Here is a 14,557-nt window from a genome sequence, read left to right as displayed (position 1 = left end):
ATTATTTTGTCTTTAGGATTGGTCGTTTGTATTTAATTATTTTTGTAACGTGTTTTTTATCAATAGTGTAATTAATAAAGTTATTAGGTTTAGAAAGTATTTTAAATTTAATTAAAGGACGATTTAATTTAATTTCTTGAAAATCGTTATTATAATCTAGTAATTCTTCAGTTCTATTTTCTATTCCTTTTGAGTTTAATCTATTTTCGAAACTTAAATCTTTGGATGGAAAATTGTTTTGTTTTAAATTTTCAGGATTTAAATTAAAAAATGTTTTTTGTACATTAAGCCATTTTATATTAATTACTAAAATTTTAGTAAGAGATTTTGTAGCCTTAATAAAAATAGACGGTTTACTTGTAGTTTTTAAAAAAAAAGAAGACTGTTTATATCCAATGATAATTTTAAAACTTTTAACAGATTCAAAATTAATTTTGAAGTAATCATCTAAAAAAATATAGTTTATAATTTTCATTTTTTTCTCTTAAATAAATTCTTTTAGCTTCAACAATAATAACTGTTCATTTGGATGAATATTTCCGTCTGAACTTACTATTAACTTACTGTAATAAAAGATTTGTTCCTTGAAATATTCATCTTCAATCAATTTTAGCTCACTTCCATAATTAATAAAATCTTTAAATAGTTTACTTTTTCCAAAGTCAACCTCGGGTTCTATAGATTTGATTTTTTTCGAAATTGATTTTGAAATTAACTCAACATCAATTTTTTTATTAAACAGTAATAAAAAAATTTGTTTTAGATCGAATGATTCTGCTTTGTCAAAATCTTTATCAGCTGCAATAAAACATTCTAATATGTTTTTAGTCAAATTAAAATATTTAAAAGATTCTTTATTTCTATATTTATTTTCAGATTTTGGAAGTAAATTAATAATTTGCTCTTTAGAGCTAAATAAACTTCTTTCCGGATTTGCATATACAAGAGAATATGGTAAAAATTTTATTTCTTTTCTCAAAAATTTATCAATTTTTTCAAATATCGTATAATCATTAAGTGCCCTACAGTTATATAAAATACCCTCCAAGGCATCTCTAAAATATTTATTTACATATTTTTCGTTTGCTAGCATTTCATAAAAATATTCTTCATAAATGAGTAGTGAAGCGTCATAATTACCTAAACAATATTGTGAGAATCCAGCAAATTTTTGCGCGTTGTAAATTCCAATTCGATCTCCATAATCAACCGCAATACTCTTAGCATACTTTGAAAAAGAAAGAACTGTTCTATAATTTTTCTTTTTAGTGTAAAACTCTAAATATCTACTTAAAATATAAGATAAGTTAATTGCTTTAGTTGAATCTAATTTTGAAGATAAAATATTTTTAATTTTATTTTTTACATCAAAATCTTCTAAATTGCTTGATTGAATTTCGTGTTTTTTTATTTTCTGACCTGTTTCAATTGATAAACAAAAGTCTAAGTTAGATTTTTTTTCTTTTAGACTGAGATTTCCTCTTAAAATTCTATCTCTCAATATTTCTCCAACCAATTGAAAGTCTTTATCAATAAATGCGGAATTGATTAATTTGTCATATTGTGGAACCGTCATCTTTCCTCGAGTTTCAATAAGTAATTTATAAAAATTAGCTCTTACTTTATCCTTATCTATATATTCTTCAAACTTAAAAGATTTATTAAAAAAGTCTAATTGACCTTTTTCAGATTTATATAATTGTAAAGACCATAAATTCTTTAGATTTATTAAATTAAATTCTGATTTTTCTTGATTAGTTCCATTAACCAGTATATAGTCAAATATTATTTCTAATAACGTTCGATCTTTTTCATCATCAATTAAAATTTCTAAATTTCCATTTTGAATTACACAATTTTTAATTATTTCAATAATATCAACAATATAAAATTTATGAATTGGAAGAATATTTTTAAAAATTTCTTTTAAAAATATTACACCTTCCCCATTTTGTTCTTCGGGTGATTTGAATACTTGTTTAGCAACAAAAAACCTGAGCTTAATTAATTTACTTTTATAATCCTTTATCTTATTTCCTAATTTATCTAACAGTCTAATGAATGTATAAACTTCATTTTTTGAAAAATTATTTAAATCATCTTTTGTAAATATGTAATTAATAATTCTTTTATCTATCTCTATTTCCTTTTGTTTTTGTTCTTCGTTATTTTTTTGAGTTTTCTTATAATTTAATTTTAGCCAATTGTAGAAATGTATATTTTTAAATTCAAAAATATTATCTGTGTCTTTTTCATCTTCAATTAATCCAATATCTTCAATTTGCTCTAAAATATCTATAACATGAATTAGGTCAATATTCCAAATATGACTTAAAATCTCCGCATTAAATTTTTTTCCATATTTAGCTGCAGAAAATAACAGGTTTTTTTCGTTAGATTTGAGTGTACAATATAAATCTTTATCTTTTTTGTAAAATAATTCACTTTTTAAAACAAAATCTCCAGGGTTTTTTATTATTTTAATTAAATTATCATTAATAACAACATATTTTTCGTTCATTAATTCTTTGATGTAAACTTCAAGTGCTAGAGGACTGAAATTATCATTAGCTAAATTTTTCATTAAGAATGGAGTTAGCCTCTCATCAATTATTAATTGGTCAGTTTTTGAGCAGTATTCTGAAATAAATGATACTGGGTTATCAATAATAATTTCGCTCTCGCTATGAGAAGTAAGTCTGATTAATTCTTTAAGATAGGTGTTAAATGATTGTCCCTCAGTATTATATTCTGACTCGTAACTAAATATAAACTTGATGTTTTTTTGAAAAAAAGTTCTTTTAGAATGATTTTTTATTAAAGCATTAATAAAATCTTTGTTATTAATATCATTTTCCACACAGTGATAATCTTCGAAAACTACGATCTGTTTCTTATTAGTTTCTTCTGCAAATTTTGCCAGCTCTTCTAATAAATCTGAACTTAAATCCATTAGGTTAGTAGAATTTTTATCTATGTCAAAAACCTCGGAAACATCAACCTGGGCTACTTTTAATCCAGTTTTCAGCGCAGCCTCAATTCCATGGATAGCCGCAGTATTTCTGTTAAAGAAATCACTAGAAATACTAAGGTTAGAATTAATAAAAATATTTTTAAAAACACTAAATTCTGATTTGTGATTTGTGTTTTTTTCATCAAATGAACCTTTGAATAATTCTAGTTTATTTTCTTTTTGTTCAAAGTAATATTCAATAAGCCTCGTTTTTCCAGTTCCGCGTTTACCAGAAATTATTAGAACATTTTTGTCTAAATCATTTATAAATTCATCTATATCATTAATTACTGAATTTACATTTGTACCATTGTAAATGAAATTAGGAATAATATTAAAATCAACGATTTTATTTTCTGTTATTAATTTTAAATTATCCTCATTTTTTCTGAACCAAAAATAGTAAGAAGAAATTACATTAGATACTATAAGTATGATTAGACTATAATTGAAGTTACCAACCAACATAAAATATTGAACCAAAATCAAAAGAATAAAGTTTAGAAACTCAACAATTATAAGTGATGTTTTTTGGTAATTTTTTTTCAACAAATCTGAAATGTATTTACCTAGAGTAATTGAAGGTAAAACTAAAAGAGATAAAAATAGAATATACTCAATATAGATATAAAAATCTGCATTTATTGTTTTACTTAACGAATTATAGTATTCTAAATATATATATGGAAATGATAGAGAAATAAAAATTAATCTTGACAAACTATCAGGAGAAGTAGTTGTGCTTTTCGAAAATTTATACCGAACGAAAAATCCAATAATAAAAACCATTAACATAGGAGTTAATACCTGTATTATAGGCCACAAGAAAGAGAAAAAATCTCCTTTGAATGCATTAATATCAGGCCTAATATTTTGTGATAAATGACTAAAAATATAAATTGCAATAGTTGCAGACCATAACAAAATATAATGATCAATAGAAAATATTTCTCTTAAAAGGTTTTTTTTCGAGGTTTTTAAAACTTTTTCAGAGGCTTCATATTTTAAGTAACCAGAGAACAAAGTGAAGTAAATTAATATGACAATAAGAAGAATGAATAAAACTAATTTCAACGAGGTCCAAAAAGCATCTGATTTATCAAGCTTAAATTTTTCAGTGTATTTGTAAAAAACTTTATTTGGATTAGAACTATTAATAACATCAAGTTTAATTCCTTTATAAAAAATATTATTAAAAGAGCCATTATCGGAAAAAGAAATTGATAAAAGATCATCTATACCATAATAACTTAATATTTTTAAATAATCTTTACTAGATAAAGTGTTTTTTGTATATCTATTATATCCTTCTTCTCCTAATATCTGTTTAACTTCATGTGGCCTTATCGCATAATGGGATGTATTTACAGAAATATAATCCAAGAGAACTCCAATGTGTCCAAATGAAAAAGGTTCAACTTCAAAGATTATGAAATGTGATGTGGTAGATAAATTTCCTTTATATATTGGATCTGCTTGATCTAAAAAGTTCTGAAGCAAGTCTTCTAATAATAACTCTTCAGTATCATCAATAAAATTATAATCATTTCTGTGTCCTGCAAGAACTGCAAAAGAGGGGTAAATATAATTTAAATTATCTTCTGCTATTTCTTTAGAAGTTTTAAGTTCGCTCTCTAATGAATTAATATTTGAAAGTATTATATTGTACTTAGGGTGAGTCTTTTCAAGTCTAGATAAAGCAATTTTTGTGGAATCTAAAATCGTCTCAGCATATTTTAAATCGTAGTAAGAATTTAATTTACTAGCACTAAAAAAACAAGCAACAGTTGCTTTTTTGTACAATTTTTCAACTTCTTCTATTTGAGAAAATAATATAGAAGGTGTAAGAAAAAGAAATAATGTTAAATATTTAAGTTTTTGTTTCAAGAAAAAAAATCAATAAGCCAATATAATAAAAACCTGTTAAATATTTTTAATATTTTTGTTATTTAAAAAAATAATTAAAACCACTAAAAATGAAAAACAATATTGTTATCCTTCATATTATTTTTTTGTTGGCGTCTATAAATTTAAAATCTCAAACAATTATTAACACAGAAAATATGATGTCTGATTTAAAAGACGACTTGTCATATAATTTAAGTTTTCAAGGGGATTTTAATTTTGGAAATATTGAGTTAATACAATTTTCTACCGCACACCAATTTTCAAAAAAAATAGGAAAAAATCAATTTAGATTACTTTTTAACTATGACTATATTAATGAAAGTAATGAAATCCTTGCGTCAGATTTTACAGGTCAATTAAGATATAATTACAGTATTGGTAAAAATTCTGTTTTTGCTTTTGCTCAAGGACAAAATATAAAATCTATTAGAATGAAACACCGTTACATAAGTGGAGGAGGTTATAGGCATCATTTATTCTCAAAATCAGATTCATATTTTGATTTAAGCGCAGGAATTTTTTTTGAGGATGAATTGTATGATGAATCTGAAAACCAGCAGTTGCAAATTTACAATTGGCGTTATAGTTTAAGTGCTTTTGGTAAATATGCCTTTACTAAGGACTTTTTTTTAAATCTATCAGTTTATTATCAAATTAATACTTCGAATACAAAAGATTATCGTTTGTTTCTTCAACCGAGAATATATTATTCATTAAAAAAAGTTGATTTATTCATAGATTCTACATATAGATTTCATTCTACGCCCTATATTGATGTGTTGACAACAGATACTTCATTTACACTAGGAATTGAGTATTCAATTTAAATAAATTTTAATCAAAAGGATATTTTAAAACGATTAAATATCATAGATTAATTTTAAATTTTACATAAATTTAAGATCTTTTAAAACTTTCTTTTTGTTTTTTTCATCAATTAAACCTAATTCGAGAAAACTGTCAAGATCTTGTTTTATCATTTCTTCAGATGATAAATTTTTGAAAGTATCTCCAAATTTATATTCTATATTTTCTTTGTAAAGCTTAATAGCTCTATTATATAGTGATGTTTCATAGTTATATGAATATACAAGTAATGCATGTGAAGTATTAATTCTACTGGCATTCTTGAATTCTTCTACATCTACTTCAAATTCACTACCAGCTATTATTTTTAATTTGTTGTTTTTTAAGTTTCTAACATCATCTACATAATCATTAATATTCTTAAAAAAATCAAATACAATTGAATTATAGATAATAGCCCTGCTGAGTCTTTCCTTCGATATTTTATAATTATTCAAGAAAATGTTTTTAGGAAGTTTTGAGAATGAAGTAAAAAAAAAACTAATGTTGAATGTATAAATGAGATATAAAAAAAACACTTATGTTTCTATAAGTGTTATTAGAAGTAATATTTGAATTATGGTCTGTTAATCTTTTAACTACTTTAAAATAAACTATATATTTTAAAAAATTATTATTTAACACATAAATAATTTTTTAAACTTATTTATTTCAGCACATGATAATCTTGCCATTTAGTTTTTTTGGTGTCTGAGTTTGGAAATAAGAATTTCTCTTCTCTATTACCCCATTTAATTATTTTTATGAAACTTGAAGGAACCGTTGCGCCTGAGGGGAGAACCTTACAGTCCCCCTCAAATAAAACTTCAATTCGGACTCTCACTTCATAGAAGAGTGCAAGATTTCTTTCAAACTCTTCTAGTTTATTCCAAACACCTCTATTTAAAGATTTATGCTGTAGAGCAGAATTTAAGTATGAAAATGTTTTCCTTAAAGTTTCTTTATTACAATTAAAAGCTGCTGCTGGAGCAAGATGTCCTTTATCCCAAATATTTTTAGAGTAATCATCATCATCCGAAGTGTGTATGCCTTTTACTTCATAAAAATTTAAACCACTTCTATCAGCTTTTCCATTAGGGCATAAAACTTTATACTCTAACCAAACTGGCTGTTCCAACACTTCACTATAGTTGACTTTAAAAATATCATTTTTTATAATTACTGATTCTCTTAATTGTGCTTGAGTATTAAACTTTATTAAATATATTAATATAATTAGTAATTTATATTTCATATTAATTCTTTGATATATTTTTTTTGGTTTTCGATCGTAAAAGTTCATTTTGCTCTTCAAATAGTTTATTAATATTTATTAATAATTCAATGTTTTTTGGTGTTTTAATAGAATTATCCTCTGGATCTTCTGCTTTTTTATTTATTTTATTAATGATTTTTGTGACAAAAAAAATAGTAAAACCAACAATTAAAAAATCTAATAAAGTTTCAATTAAAACACCATAGCTTATTGCCACTTCTTCTATTGTTGTTTCTCCTAGATTATTTTTGTAAGCTTCTCTTAAAATAATTTTTTTACTTTCTAAATTAATTCCATTAGATAACAAGGATAGTGGAGGTAAAAATATTTTTTTAACCAAAACATCAATAACAGAGTTAAATGAAGCTCCTATTATAATTCCAATAGCCATATCAAACATATTTCCTTTAACTGCAAACTCTTTAAATTCTTCAAATATTTTCATATTCTAAAAATACAAAAAACTAGTAATACATTATATATTTTGTTTAACTTAGTTTTTTCTACTATGATATACTTTGTATTTATTATCAATTCATAGCTATTGTTATATATATAGCATTAATATATTTTTTATATCCTTAAAATAGTTTGAACTTTTGATTTTTGAGCTCACAGTAGAACCTTCAACCTTTATTTGGTTGGAGGTTTTTTTTAAGTTATTATTTTGCATTAATATATTTTCTATATCCTCAAAAAAGTTAGAACTTCTGATTGTTGAGTTCACTTAAAGCTTCACAGAAATGTGAAGCTTTTTTGTTGGGTAAAACTTAATTTTTATAAGGTTAACAACAATTTCCATACCTTTTAAAGTCACTTACAGACATAGTAAAACTAAGGTAATATTTTTACTTATTATCTTTTTTTTATAAAAATTTGGCAGACATTTGGCAGACATTCGACTTTTAGACGTAAAACAAGTAAAAAGAATACTTAGTATTCTATTTCTACAAATTCATTGATGTGCTTCATCTCATTAAACTAAATACCTTAGAAATGTAAATCTTTATAAATTAACTCTGTTTTCTCCTTTTTGTTAACCTATTAAATTCTTTCAGTAGTTTTTGTCTTTGTTCTGACACCATTATTTTATTATCTACAGTATCTAATGCTTGAATTTGTCCTTCGAGATTTATTGCTTTGAGTATAAACTTAAATTGCTCTTTGTTTAGATTAGGTACATCATTCACATTTACTCTATTAATAAAAAACTCTAAATGATTCATAGTATAAAATAGTTTACCAAAAACGAACTCTAATAAATTTATTGTAGCTTATCTTTATGTCTAGATATAAACCTTCCATAGATAAGAAATGTAATGTGTAAATAATTTTTCTAACGATTGCTTTGATAACTAATTATTATTTGGTTTTTCTTGGTCAAAAACACCTCCTATATCAGCTCTAATAGATAGTCCTAGTGCTATCCATAACCCAATATTTTCTGTAATACTTCCAATTATAATGCCAGCAAGTAATCCTAATCCAGCACCTATTGATAAGTTTTTTTCTTTCATAAAACAAAGATAACGAATGTTAGTTTAAACTAATTAAAAGCTTTATAAATAGCCGAACTAGATTAAGAGATTAAACGTTTTGTTATGTGCTTGTCTTTCAGTGCTGTTTTATTGGTATCCAAACTTCTTCTTCAGAGTTTTCATCAGTTGGATTATATTTTTTTCCTAAAAGTTCAAAATGTTCTCTTTTGTCTAATTTGAAATTAGAACTTGGTAACCATTGCTCAAAAATGTATTGTGTTGTTTTATGAAAATTTGTTAACTGCCCTTTATGAATAAAAACTGCGTAAAGTCCGCCTTTCAAAATACGTGTTTCCATATTCTCTGGGATATTATCAAAGTCAGAAGTCTCAATCATTGCACACTTTAAAAATTCAGTTTGAGGATTAAAATCTTTGAAATTTAGCAATTTGTCATAAATTTGTATTGAATATAAATCTGAACCAATTGTATTTTTTATTTCTCTTTTTTTAGGCATAAAACTGCTCCAGAGTTCATTAGTTTTATTGTTTGCCAAAGACATTTTTATTGATTTACCGACTAATTTCTTTTCTGGAAGTATTTCTATTCTTGGTTGCATTTTAATGATTTCGTTTAATTTTATCTTCATTTAAAATCTTTACAAGCGAAGCACTTATTAGTTATACAATTTCCTTAGTTATATTTTTTTTGTAATTATTATGTATTAATAATATAGCTAATCCAAAAAAGACAGATACCAAAATTAAAATTGTGCTAATTAATCCGTTTACTCCAAAAGACATTCTTATTAATATTGTTGAAACAATAAAACCAGAATTTCTAATTATTTTCTCAAAATTATCAGTGTAAAAGAATGAGATTAGTAAAAGAACTACATCTACTAATATTAGTGCGGTAAAAAAGTCATCAAAAAATAAATTATTGATTGTTTCAAAACTATTAATGCTATTAGAAGATGAATAGATATCAGAAACCCAATTAAAAAATGTAAACAAAGCCATTAAAACAAAAATGGGAACTAAAGTAAGTGCGATTACTTTCTTTCTAAAAATGAATCTTTCAATTTTTATTTTATCATTTTTTGAATGAGTTGATTTTTGCATTCCTTGTTTTTGAAAATGATAAATCAAGTAAAAAAGAATAACTGATGCTAGGATATCATAAGTAAATTGTAGATCTCCTTTTATTTGAAACCAATCTGATGATAGTTCAAGAACAGATAAATCTTTAAATAATTTTCGAATAATTATAAGTGTTATAATTTCATACTGCTTAGTTATGTATGTAGTAAAGGACCTTGGTAAGTGGAAGATTAATAAGTAAACTTCATAAATAAGTATAAAAGAGAATGGAGTATAAATTGCAGATATCGGATTTTTAAATAATTCAGAATTTGATAATAAATTTATTAAATTAAATTTTGATAAATAAATTAAAATTAAGTGGATAAAAAAACTAAATAAAGCAAGGTAAAGTGTTGTTTTTTCGAATCGATTTTTTGCGAAGTCAGATAGGAAAATTTTATAAATTTTATTTAATAAATCCATAATCTATTGATTTTTTGTGTTTTGTCTAACTTACATTTCTCTAAAAATACAATTTTTTGTTTAGAATTACTTTAGAATTTTTTTTTAATAAAGATTAGAATAACTAGAATTAAAAGAAGATGTATTGTTTAGATACTTAAAAAATGATAACTCTTTTTGATTTTTTCAAAGTATTTCAACAATTTTTCTTCATCATATAGCTTATTTGTTCTTAAGTAAACATCTAAATTAATAGATAAATTATCCATTGTTACCTTTTGTTTAAAGTTATAAGCAGTCTTATATGTTAAGTCATATCTTCTTGCTAATTCAGATGCCTTTGGTTTAGGTTTTTCGTAAGCAACGTCAATGTAAATATGAAAGGCTTTTAATAAACCAAACCGTACATTATGAAACAATGTTTTATATGTAGTCTTATATCTGGTTTTACATTTCTTACAAGATTTTTCAAAGTTTTTAATAGTAGCATAAAACTCCTCATTACCACACTTAACGCAAGTTTTTACTTCATAATTTAATAAAGGAAGGTAGCATTTTTGAATACTACTAAATGACTTTTTTAATTCTTTTGAGTTATGCATAGGTGTAAATAAGTATATAAATGTAATGTTTATATTTTTAAGTATAACCCTTACGAATATTGACTTTAACTAAGTTCAGTATTTCATTGATATAAAAACAATTTTCTGTTTTGAGATTATCTCTATAGAAGTCAATCATAGTGATTGACTATTTAATTCATCATAATTATGAATATAGAAGATAGTTTTTTTGTAGAAACAGAATCAAGTTTAATAAGAAAGCACAAACAGTTATTATTGGAAAATAGATATGAGTTTATAATGATAGATTTAGGAAGAGACATACCTATCTTTAAATGGTTTATTTCTAATAAATCTACTTGGGAAAGTCATACAGTAATTAATAAGACTGAATGGCTCTTAAACCAGATAGCTGCTGCTCATAAACAGTTTTCAAAAGATACAGTAAAAGATATGTTAACTGATGCTGCAAAACGGATGCGTAATATATCCAAAGGAGGTATGATTTCTAATCAAGGTTACGAGTATATGATAGACAACGCAGTAGAATTAAAAGGTGTAACAGATGTTGAGCCTAATGCTTCAATAAGATATTTAAAAAACCCATACTTTATTTGGGAGAAAGGAGATTTTGAAAATAGAAAAGAGATTTATAGAACTCATCTTAACGGTGTTATCAATAAAGGGATTTCAGAAGTAAATTATGAGTTGATAAGAACAATATTAATCGACTATGATTTAAATCAAAAAAAGATAAATAAAACTATTTTGAAGAATGCTTCTAATTTGTCTTTGTCAACTATAAAGAACTATTTAAACAACTATCCAGAACTAAATGAAATTTATAGAAGTATTAAAGACAACTCTGGGACAGTAAAACAAAGAAAGCAAAAGGAGTATAATGCAAACAAAATGAAGGTGGCTTAAATATTAGTAAAATGGGTAATTGATTTTTAAGGAAAAAACACCTCTTCTAAACCTAACAACAGTAAGGGTTTATAAATTAGTAAAATGGTTAATCCCTATTAATTATATATACTTTAAATGGTAAAGAAGAAGTTACTGATACCTATGTTAGTGTTTTCAAAGGCTAATAGTTTTTTTATTATATTTGATTGAAATTAGATTATTATGAAAAAAACAACTACTCTTTTATTATTGATAATAACATTATCATCTTACAGTCAAATTACGAAGCAAACTACTTTTAACCAAAAAAGTGAAAATCATTTAAATAAATCATCTGATTTTTTACATCAAAAAGATTCTATTGAAAAACTTATTCCGATAAGTGAATTTGAAGATAGTATGCGAGATGCTGATTTTTTTAATCCTAAGCAAAGTAAAAATACTACTCTATACTCAAAAGCAAATAGCGAAAATACTATAAGGTTAGACAGTTTGTCAACTGTTGATTTTAATAATGAAGGTATTTCAGGAAAAACTAAAAGAAGTTATGATGAAAACGGCAATACGACTCTTTTATTATATTATAATTGGGATGCTGATTCAGCTGCTTTTATCCCTAGTTATAAAAATGAATATACCTATAATGAAAACGGTAGACAAACTCTTTATATAAGTTATAATTGGGATGCTGATTCAGCTGCTTTTATCCCTAGTTATAAAAATGAATATACCTATAATGAAAACGGTAGACAAACTCTTTCTATAAGTTATAATTGGGATGCTGATTCAGCTGCTTTTATCCCTAGTTATAAAAATGAATATACCTATAATGAAAACGGTAGACAAACTCTTTATATAAGTTATAATTGGGATGCTGATTCAGCTGCTTTTATCCCTAATTTTAAAAATGAATATGCCTATGATGAAAACGGTAGACAAACTCTTTCTATAAGTTATAATTGGGATGCTGATTCAGCTGCTTTTATTCCTATTGCTAAATATGAATATGCCTATGATGAGAACAATACTCAAATAGGTAAAACAGAATTTGATTATAATAGTGGTTTTGGTGTTTTTGTTCCAACAATTAATTATGAATATGGCTTTGATGACCAAATGAGAGTAATTAGTGAAGAAGGATATGCTATAAATATTTGTGACAATGAGAAAATATTACAAAGTAAAATAGGCTATAGATATATAGACGGCTATGAAGGAAGAGCTACTTCAATGTATGATATTGAAAATGGTCAAACTGTTTTTATGTATGAGGTTGGTAGTTATTATCAAGATGGTAGACTCGCTTTGAGAGTTCAGAATGTTAATCCTATTTTTTATGACCCTAAAATTTATACTTGGACATCTGAGTATACTTATAATGAAAACGGCAATCAAACCCTCTTAATAAGAAATTCTTATGATGAACAAACTGATTCATTAATTCTTGATTATAAGAAAGAAAGTTCTTATGATGAAGAATATAATTTACAAGAAGTAGTATACTCTAATTGGTATGCAGGCTTAGGGGTATATAAGCCATCTATAAAGAAAGAGTATTCTATTATTTTAGATACTGACACAAAGCGCATAAGAGAAGGCTTATTATCTATTTATGATACTAATTTTAATCAATGGAATACACTTACAGATGAAAAATACCATTCGTATTGGTATTATACTAAGTCGTCTACATTGTCTTCTGAAAGCATTAATAAAGATACTAATGTTGTATTTCCTAACCCAACGTCTAAGTTTTTAAAAGTTAATTTATCAGACAGTATACTTAACCCTTTTATAGAAATATTTGATATCACAGGTAAAAAAGTATTCTCAAAAAAAATACAAACAGGTGACAATATTGATGTAAGTTCACTTGCACCTGCAATATATGTTTATAAAATTAAAGATGGTAGCACCATTAAAAAAAGTGGAAAAATAATTAAAGAGTAGATTTTAGTTTGCTTACTATAAACAACCCATTCAGCAATGTTTGGGTTTTTTTATGCTTTATTAATCTACAATTATTATGTAAGTGGTTAACGTAGAATGAATATTGTTGAGTTGTATGATAGGCTGAGATTATGAAATATAACTAATAAACCATAGGCATATCTTCCTCCTTCAATTCAGCTATTTCTAAACCTCTTAAGTATATTAAACTTATATTTAAAGTAAAACCAATTTAATTATGAAAAATTTAATTTACTATATATTAATTAGTGTAGTGTTTTATAACTGTAAAAACTCACCAACAACAAAAACATTTAATATTCCACCTGAAATTACAACAATGTACAGCAAATATGTAAGCGCTTGGAGTGGTACAGATTTCACAACTATCTCAGAGGAAATATACGAATTACCATTTTCCCTATATCTCAGTGATTCCACCATAGTATATAAAACAAAAAAAGAATTAGTGTCATTTTTAACAAATTCATTTAACACTTTAGAAAAAAATAATTATGGTTATTCAATTACTAATAGTTGGGAGCATTACAAAAAAGATGATAATATAGTTGTAATCGAAATGAATTTTACAAGATTTTTAAAGGATAGTTCGGTAATGGGTACCAAAAACAGAACAGCTACTTACATCTTAAGAAAAAAGAATGGCGAGTTTAAAATTTCAGCAATGATTCCTCATACTCCTGTTTCAGAATAATAAATCATAGGCATATCCTCTTCTTTTAATTCAGCTATTTCTAAACCACAAGATAGATTAAGTTTATATTTATTATATTGTAGATTAAAAACAAGTTAATTATGAAAAATCTAATTCTACTTTCGTTTATTATTCTTTTTTCTACATATAGCTGCTCGACAACTATTAATAGGCCTCTGTTTGTTAAAAGCGATAATGTAAAGGAATTAATCCTTTCAAAGTATGGTAGAGCTTCAAAGGTTGAAAATCAATTAGGAGAAGAAAAATGGACATATAATTATAGTAGTAAATTTAAGAGTAATAGAACTGTTGTCTTTGATAATTTCGGTAAAATCATAATCAATAAGAAACA

General features: G+C 25.0%; 15 protein-coding genes. 5 read left to right on the top strand and 10 right to left on the bottom strand.

Annotated features, from left to right (window positions below):
- Position 1: 1 nt before the first annotated feature.
- Complete coding sequence (locus tag Q0L44_RS05125; RefSeq protein ID WP_296636176.1) at positions 2 to 475, bottom strand: hypothetical protein; 474 nt, start codon at positions 473 to 475, stop codon at positions 2 to 4.
- Between the two features lie 9 nt (positions 476 to 484).
- On the bottom strand, positions 485 to 4,900 hold the full coding sequence (locus tag Q0L44_RS05120; RefSeq protein WP_296636173.1) for a hypothetical protein: 4,416 nt from the start codon (positions 4,898 to 4,900) through the stop codon (positions 485 to 487).
- 89 nt (positions 4,901 to 4,989) lie between these two features.
- Here Q0L44_RS05120 and Q0L44_RS05115 point away from each other — a divergent pair, with 89 nt between their 5' ends.
- Positions 4,990 to 5,748, top strand: coding sequence for a DUF481 domain-containing protein (locus Q0L44_RS05115; RefSeq protein WP_296636171.1), 759 nt, complete (start codon positions 4,990 to 4,992; stop codon positions 5,746 to 5,748).
- 60 nt (positions 5,749 to 5,808) lie between these two features.
- On the opposite strand, the gene Q0L44_RS05110 is transcribed toward Q0L44_RS05115, so the two are convergent.
- The 8 genes from Q0L44_RS05110 to Q0L44_RS05075 form a co-directional block, all read right to left on the bottom strand.
- On the bottom strand, positions 5,809 to 6,225 hold the full coding sequence (locus Q0L44_RS05110) for a hypothetical protein (RefSeq protein ID WP_296636169.1): 417 nt from the start codon (positions 6,223 to 6,225) through the stop codon (positions 5,809 to 5,811).
- 209 nt (positions 6,226 to 6,434) lie between these two features.
- Complete coding sequence (locus Q0L44_RS05105) at positions 6,435 to 7,022, bottom strand: DNA/RNA non-specific endonuclease (protein WP_296636166.1); 588 nt, start codon at positions 7,020 to 7,022, stop codon at positions 6,435 to 6,437.
- Between the two features lies 1 nt (position 7,023).
- Positions 7,024 to 7,488, bottom strand: coding sequence for a large conductance mechanosensitive channel protein MscL (mscL, locus tag Q0L44_RS05100; RefSeq protein ID WP_296636163.1), 465 nt, complete (start codon positions 7,486 to 7,488; stop codon positions 7,024 to 7,026).
- Positions 7,489 to 8,056: 568 nt separating this feature from the next.
- Entirely contained in the window at positions 8,057 to 8,269 is a 213-nt protein-coding gene (locus Q0L44_RS05095) for a hypothetical protein (protein ID WP_296636160.1), read from the bottom strand.
- Between the two features lie 129 nt (positions 8,270 to 8,398).
- Positions 8,399 to 8,560: a hypothetical protein gene (locus tag Q0L44_RS05090; RefSeq protein WP_296636157.1), complete on the bottom strand. Its 162-nt coding sequence runs from the start codon at positions 8,558 to 8,560 to the stop codon at positions 8,399 to 8,401.
- A 97-nt stretch (positions 8,561 to 8,657) separates the two neighbouring features.
- Positions 8,658 to 9,170, bottom strand: a complete 513-nt coding sequence (locus Q0L44_RS05085; protein WP_296636156.1) for a GyrI-like domain-containing protein — start codon at positions 9,168 to 9,170, stop codon at positions 8,658 to 8,660.
- Positions 9,171 to 9,201: 31 nt separating this feature from the next.
- The gene (locus Q0L44_RS11555; RefSeq protein WP_366085131.1) at positions 9,202 to 9,645 is read right to left on the bottom strand and encodes a hypothetical protein; all 444 of its coding nucleotides are present in this window, start codon (positions 9,643 to 9,645) and stop codon (positions 9,202 to 9,204) included.
- A 572-nt stretch (positions 9,646 to 10,217) separates the two neighbouring features.
- On the bottom strand, positions 10,218 to 10,670 hold the full coding sequence (locus Q0L44_RS05075) for a hypothetical protein (protein ID WP_296636151.1): 453 nt from the start codon (positions 10,668 to 10,670) through the stop codon (positions 10,218 to 10,220).
- Between the two features lie 168 nt (positions 10,671 to 10,838).
- Here Q0L44_RS05075 and Q0L44_RS05070 point away from each other — a divergent pair, with 168 nt between their 5' ends.
- From Q0L44_RS05070 to Q0L44_RS05055, 4 genes are all read left to right on the top strand, one after another.
- Complete coding sequence (locus tag Q0L44_RS05070) at positions 10,839 to 11,558, top strand: hypothetical protein (RefSeq protein WP_296636148.1); 720 nt, start codon at positions 10,839 to 10,841, stop codon at positions 11,556 to 11,558.
- Between the two features lie 204 nt (positions 11,559 to 11,762).
- Positions 11,763 to 13,490, top strand: coding sequence for a DUF3836 domain-containing protein (locus tag Q0L44_RS05065; protein WP_296636146.1), 1,728 nt, complete (start codon positions 11,763 to 11,765; stop codon positions 13,488 to 13,490).
- Between the two features lie 238 nt (positions 13,491 to 13,728).
- The gene (locus Q0L44_RS05060) at positions 13,729 to 14,205 is read left to right on the top strand and encodes a hypothetical protein (RefSeq protein WP_296636143.1); all 477 of its coding nucleotides are present in this window, start codon (positions 13,729 to 13,731) and stop codon (positions 14,203 to 14,205) included.
- Positions 14,206 to 14,306: 101 nt separating this feature from the next.
- A partial coding sequence (locus Q0L44_RS05055; RefSeq protein WP_296636140.1) for a hypothetical protein occupies positions 14,307 to 14,557 on the top strand: 251 nt, incomplete at its 3' end.

This window comes from Polaribacter sp. (genome assembly GCF_024639685.1).
In the GTDB taxonomy this organism is placed as follows: Bacteria; Bacteroidota; Bacteroidia; order Flavobacteriales; family Flavobacteriaceae; genus Polaribacter.
Note: the sequence above shows the minus strand (reverse complement) of the source record. Positions and strands in the feature narration are given on the sequence as shown.

What these genes read in the sequence shown, in the direction of transcription:
- Q0L44_RS05125 (WP_296636176.1), bottom strand. Translation starts at nt 475, where the DNA reads ATGAAAATTATAAACTATATTTTTTTAGATGATTACTTCAAAATTAAT.
- Q0L44_RS05115 (WP_296636171.1), top strand. Translation starts at nt 4,990, where the DNA reads ATGAAAAACAATATTGTTATCCTTCATATTATTTTTTTGTTGGCGTCT.
- Q0L44_RS05105 (WP_296636166.1), bottom strand. Translation starts at nt 7,022, where the DNA reads ATGAAATATAAATTACTAATTATATTAATATATTTAATAAAGTTTAAT.
- mscL (WP_296636163.1), bottom strand. Translation starts at nt 7,488, where the DNA reads ATGAAAATATTTGAAGAATTTAAAGAGTTTGCAGTTAAAGGAAATATG.
- Q0L44_RS05095 (WP_296636160.1), bottom strand. Translation starts at nt 8,269, where the DNA reads ATGAATCATTTAGAGTTTTTTATTAATAGAGTAAATGTGAATGATGTA.
- Q0L44_RS05090 (WP_296636157.1), bottom strand. Translation starts at nt 8,560, where the DNA reads ATGAAAGAAAAAAACTTATCAATAGGTGCTGGATTAGGATTACTTGCT.
- Q0L44_RS05085 (WP_296636156.1), bottom strand. Translation starts at nt 9,170, where the DNA reads ATGAAGATAAAATTAAACGAAATCATTAAAATGCAACCAAGAATAGAA.
- Q0L44_RS11555 (WP_366085131.1), bottom strand. Translation starts at nt 9,645, where the DNA reads ATGCAAAAATCAACTCATTCAAAAAATGATAAAATAAAAATTGAAAGA.
- Q0L44_RS05075 (WP_296636151.1), bottom strand. Translation starts at nt 10,670, where the DNA reads ATGCATAACTCAAAAGAATTAAAAAAGTCATTTAGTAGTATTCAAAAA.
- Q0L44_RS05070 (WP_296636148.1), top strand. Translation starts at nt 10,839, where the DNA reads ATGAATATAGAAGATAGTTTTTTTGTAGAAACAGAATCAAGTTTAATA.
- Q0L44_RS05065 (WP_296636146.1), top strand. Translation starts at nt 11,763, where the DNA reads ATGAAAAAAACAACTACTCTTTTATTATTGATAATAACATTATCATCT.
- Q0L44_RS05060 (WP_296636143.1), top strand. Translation starts at nt 13,729, where the DNA reads ATGAAAAATTTAATTTACTATATATTAATTAGTGTAGTGTTTTATAAC.